Source organism: Methanosarcina sp. A14 (genome assembly GCF_001729375.1).
GTDB classification, from domain to species: domain Archaea; phylum Halobacteriota; class Methanosarcinia; order Methanosarcinales; family Methanosarcinaceae; genus Methanosarcina; species Methanosarcina barkeri.
In genome coordinates this window covers 1-4,954 of the sequence record NZ_LZPK01000253.1, presented here as the reverse complement: position 1 = coordinate 4,954, position 4,954 = coordinate 1, and the positions used below count along the sequence as shown (strand labels likewise).

The 4,954-nt window shown below is 35.0% G+C and carries 6 protein-coding genes; all 6 read right to left on the bottom strand.

All coding sequences use genetic code 11. The features are described from left to right. Positions 1-394 precede the first annotated feature (394 nt). Positions 395-583 (bottom strand): hypothetical protein, encoded by a 189-nt coding sequence (locus tag A9239_RS12090; protein WP_048156577.1) that lies wholly within the window; start codon positions 581-583, stop codon positions 395-397. 780 nt (positions 584-1,363) lie between these two features. Continuing rightward, positions 1,364-1,675, bottom strand: a complete 312-nt coding sequence (locus A9239_RS12085; protein ID WP_048122500.1) for a nucleotidyltransferase family protein — start codon at positions 1,673-1,675, stop codon at positions 1,364-1,366. Between the two features lie 103 nt (positions 1,676-1,778). After that, positions 1,779-2,057, bottom strand: coding sequence for a hypothetical protein (locus tag A9239_RS12080; protein WP_048122502.1), 279 nt, complete (start codon positions 2,055-2,057; stop codon positions 1,779-1,781). After that, the gene (locus A9239_RS12075) at positions 2,050-3,093 is read right to left on the bottom strand and encodes a hypothetical protein (RefSeq protein ID WP_048156580.1); all 1,044 of its coding nucleotides are present in this window, start codon (positions 3,091-3,093) and stop codon (positions 2,050-2,052) included. The genes A9239_RS12080 and A9239_RS12075 overlap by 8 nt, the downstream gene beginning before the upstream one ends. Positions 3,094-3,516: 423 nt before the next feature. Further along, on the bottom strand, positions 3,517-3,966 hold the full coding sequence (locus A9239_RS12070; protein ID WP_048122506.1) for a hypothetical protein: 450 nt from the start codon (positions 3,964-3,966) through the stop codon (positions 3,517-3,519). A 111-nt stretch (positions 3,967-4,077) separates the two neighbouring features. Then, the coding region (locus tag A9239_RS19565; RefSeq protein ID WP_069575316.1) for a C39 family peptidase at positions 4,078-4,954 on the bottom strand (877 nt) is incomplete at its 5' end.

Genomic DNA, 4,954 nt, shown 5'->3' with positions numbered 1-4,954 from the left:
TCTTTGATCTGATAGCAATTTTTTAACCCGATAACATCTGAAACCGGTGAGGTATCAAATAAAGGCACTGAATAAGTCATCAGGTGTTTGATGTAGCTAGAAGATTTAGATGATTAGTACCAATCCTCCTTCTTTCAGGATATGTAGGATGCAACTAAGAAACAAAGCATAACAGTCCACCTGAAAAGTGCTGCGCTTTTGCGATCTGGGGCTTCAGGTCTGCGGTTTCTTTGTTGTGTTGCACGAATCCCGATCCGTATTAGTCAATGGCAATCTTCCTCCTAATTTTAGCTAATCACTGCCACCTCCCTACCGGGTTCTCCCCAATTTTGACCCGGGAACAGTTTTTCTTATCCGAAAGGAATTAGCCTACCTGTGCAGCTGAGTTAAGGTATCAAACTCCGAACACAGTTTTTATGGTGTACACATAGAGGTGGTGAACACCTATGGCAAACATCATCACTCGTACGACCAGAAACTCCAGATTATGGAGCCAGTGAGTCGTCTCTATAAGCTTTTCCGAATGTAAAATTCTTTTTTCTTTTCCGGATCTTATGATTTCTTTTAAACTCTTTGATAGCATTTTGTTAAAACCCCACTCATAATGTATTCTATCTGATATTGTCTCAAAGCATTCCCTGTTTAGAAAGTGCTCTGTGTATGTACTTTAAAAATCCAATCTCAAACAGGCACTTTATGTTCGAAAGTATCCTGCATAGTATACACTATCCGACGCAATCTCAAACAGGCATCTTCATATCGAAAATGCATTATTTACCCCACCGACTCTAGCTTTAGAAGTTTGTGATATTAAAAGTTGTTGACCCTGTATGAAATAATAGTATATGACCACATAAATAATATTCAGAAGCCCTGATTAACATTTTAGTTAATGGACATGAGATAAAACCTGAGCATTGATGACGAGAAGAATTAAATCATAAATTTAAAGCGGGTTATATAAGCCAAAAATCGAGAAAATAAGGCAATAAAAAGTGTTCCGAAGTTAATTTCCTGTGCCCTGCAAAACAAGATAGAGCGAAAAAACCCTATCAAACGAAAGAAGATTGGGCCACCGCTTTCAGAATCAAAAATCAAAAATCGGGTAGCAATAATAGTCGTCTCAAGCCTGTTTTGTCCCGCGCCTAGCGCGGCTGGAACACGAAAACCCATAAGTGAGAAAAGCGAAAAAAGAATTCAAGGGCATCGTTTAGAGCTGAAGCGAGTTTCAGTCAGTTTTTACAACTTTATTTTTATTTTTCTGCCGACCGGCCTCGAAAATCTCGAGCTATTACTGAACAAGGATCTTCCGTGATTACCTTTAAAGTTTTGAGTGCTTTTTCAGTGGTTTCGATTCTGAGCTTTAGTGTTTCCACACAATCCCTTTTCTTAGCGCTTTTTCTATAAAAACTTTCGAAACCCTGGAAAAGTCCACAATATCAACTGTATAGGGAATATTAAGGTTCTCAATTCTTTCTTTTAAGAAAATCAAATTTCTCCAGTCAAAATATTTCCCTGGAAGGATTCCAATGTCTATGTCCGATACTCGACTAAAATCCCCCCTTGCCCTAGAACCGAAGAGTATGACAGTAACATTTTCTTCTTTTAAAGTTTCAAAAACCAGGGATTTCAGATCCTGAATGCTTTTTTGATAGATAGGAGAAAGGCTGCTCATCTACTATTCATTTAAGGGTTTTCAATACTTGAATGTAATGTTAACAACTGTGGAAAAATTAGAAAAAAAATACTGAAAATGACAAGAGAGGACTAAAAAAGAATTAGATATTTCCGTTTTTGGAATAGATCTCATTTAATTCCTCTTTAGACAAAGGACATCGAATCAGGTCATCAAACTGTTGATGTGATAACTTAAGTTGATTTCTCATTTTACTTAACAGCTTGTCACCGTATTCATCTTTCCCGTGGCTTATAAAAGTATGAATTCCCGTTTTGGTTCCATCGACATAATATGTGTACAATTTGTGATGAGTATTTTGAAGCTGAAATCCCTTTTTAGATAAAGAAGACTCAATGTCTTTTACTTTATATTTAGACATTTTGAGCACCTACAATTGAAATCAACATCTCCCTCAGATCTTTACCGCTGGGTGCCAACTCCTCCTCATCAACAAGTACATATTCTTGCCACAGCACGTTAAGCTGTCCTTTGAGTTCCTCGATCAAAAGCTTCATTTTTGGTTGAACAGCAAGCAGTCCCAAGTCATCGTTTGAAGCTATATAATAATCATCCTCAAATTCAATGTCAATTGGAACTTCTTCCTTCAATTTCACTTCAATCTCATCTCTTTTAATTGAGGTTAGATAGTATTGTGGATTTCTTTCAATAGATGCTTCACTGTCAATACTTAAAACGAACTTACCTTTAAAAGGCTTCATTACACCACGTATGGTAACAATGTTTCCAATAATATCTTTGATATCTTCTTCGATGTCCGCAGTGAAATTACAGTCAATTGGCCCTTCTGGAGTGTCGATTTGAATTCTTCTGTTTTTGTCGACCCTTAGTTCATACACCCTTCCAAAAACTTTCTTTTCATATTCCTCAACAGGCTTGTGTAGTAGGGATTGTATTACTTCTTTTTGTTCTGGATTTAGTTTTTCTTCAACTTTCCCTGAAAAACCGAAAGTTAGACTTCTTTTAGACTGCGGGTCAGGCCACATTAAATAGAACTCTTTCAAAACTTTGTTTAACCTATGAGGGTCTTTAATTATTTCGCCCAATTCTTCTTTTGAAACATCTTTGTGGGAAAGAGCTTCAATTAACTCATTTGTTGCACAAATTGCCCTCTCACCTAATGTTCCCAACTCTGTTATACCAACTTGAGAGTCGCCTATTTGCATTTCGGCGTGAACACTACCCATCTCTATATTCGTTACAAAAAGGGTACATGAATCTTTGATAACCTGCGGAAAATCCCCTGTCGGACGGCTTGTATTTCCATAAAAATAGTCGCCCAGATGGAAAATAATGTTTTGGATGTGTTGTATAGCGCCAACCATTTCGATTGCAGGTATTTTTTCTTCTCCGTTGATTGAAAATGATAATTTCCGTTCCTCGAAAACCTTGACCATGCAACCTACCTCATAATCCTGAATTTTAAAGGCATATATTAGTTTTTTGATATAAGGGCTTTATGTAAAAATCAAGTGTGGAAGTGGCGACTTATTAATAAATCCTTTATGAAAAAAAGGTAGTCTTTCAAGAGTTTCGAGAAAATTTCTACGCTGTAATTGAGGAGGAAGGTTCAGAGAAGACTTCGTAAAAGAAGGTTAGAGATATGTCTTTTATAAGCCATCACCCAAATAATATTTTACTGAAAAATATTTAGACTATCTCATCAAGCTCAATCACTATAGGAGTCAGAGTAGTGTACCAAATTTTCTGTAAATTCAAAGTCAAATTTTTTGCGTACTGTCCATAATTCAGTTCTTTAATGTTGGATTCTCCAACTGTCAACTTGTTAAGATTTATAGTTTTATAGAAAAGTTAGCACATTACCTTTTATTTTCCTTTGTTGATGCACTCTCATAAAAAAGATTATTTACATATTTGTCAATTTGTGAGTTCTTGGAATTATAATATACTCCATCAATATTAACAGTTTCATTATCTACAATAATAATTCTTGATATCCGAGAATCTTCATTAAAAAAATCTATTGAGTACAGATATCCATTGAGATCTTCCTGTTCAACTTTTTTTGTAAACGAGTAATCTGAGATACAATTTATCAGATTATTTATTAGGCTTTTATTTTCTACTTCAATTGAGTCTCCATTTAGTCCGTTTTTGATAGATATTCTAGTGATATTCTCATAGCTAACATTTGTTACTTTGTGACCTGTATCTTTTTCATGTAAACTTGGAAAAAATAACGTGAAAAATAATAAACCTACTATAGTAAAACACGAAATTAACACAATTTTCGTCATCTGTTTAGCCAAATTTTGCACCCTCAATTGTCTATATCTATTTAGCCAGATCTTATATCCTTAAATGTCAATTAAAACAAAAAATAAAAAAAGATGTTTTGGTGCACACTTTAGAATTTTTTATTACTCAATGTATACCATATCATCAATGTAATTATCCACAAGCACATTGACGTTATTATCGCCCCATCCATTATTGACTATAATATAATATTGTGGATTAACATATGGAACTGTGAGTACATAGTATCCGTGTGCTATTATCCAGTGCTCCCCAAATGTTGGATGATTATCCGTGTCAACAATTATAGGTTTATTTGAATTGATGAGAGACTGAATCTTACTGTAACTAAAAGAAGAACTGGACTTTGCGCTGTAATCATCATCGAGATTCCGATCTACCAAATAATCGTCCAATCCATTTGTAACGGTTAAAGTACTCGTTCCTTGATTTGGTATATACCCATTAGTTATGAGATCTAATAGATCATCTTGGTTTTCGTAGTTCGAATCAACAAAATCGTCATCATGGTAATCATCAAAATATATGAGAGTTATACCAGCTGCAATTGGACCACAATAAACGGAACTATCTTCCCAAGTCCTTAATGAATGACTCAAACTTCCGCCTGTAGACGATAGTGTCTGTATCTTCTGTGCTGATGTAGCTGATTCTTGCAGTTCCAAGATTTTTTTAGATTTATTCACTTTTTCCTTTTTGTAAATGTACTTGGTTTTGATTTCCCTGTTTTTTAGTTCTTCTGCTTCAACATAAGCAAGAGGACCATTGTAGTAGTAACTTTTATTCCCGACGATAAACGGACTTTTGTTTGTCATTGAAAATTCAGGCACAGACAAATCATTCACATTAATAATGATATATCCTTCATTGCTTATCGAAAAAGCAACAGCTTCAATGTCATTATCTAAATTTTTTAAAGGTGTTGAGGAAGTCAAGTTTATAGAATAGGAGTTACGCAGTTGGCTCCTAGCATATTGT

Coding starts and splice junctions, on each gene's coding strand:
- A9239_RS12090 (WP_048156577.1), bottom strand. CDS start 583: ATGCTATCAAAGAGTTTAAAAGAAATCATAAGATCCGGAAAAGAAAAA.
- A9239_RS12085 (WP_048122500.1), bottom strand. CDS start 1,675: ATGAGCAGCCTTTCTCCTATCTATCAAAAAAGCATTCAGGATCTGAAA.
- A9239_RS12080 (WP_048122502.1), bottom strand. CDS start 2,057: ATGTCTAAATATAAAGTAAAAGACATTGAGTCTTCTTTATCTAAAAAG.
- A9239_RS12075 (WP_048156580.1), bottom strand. CDS start 3,093: ATGGTCAAGGTTTTCGAGGAACGGAAATTATCATTTTCAATCAACGGA.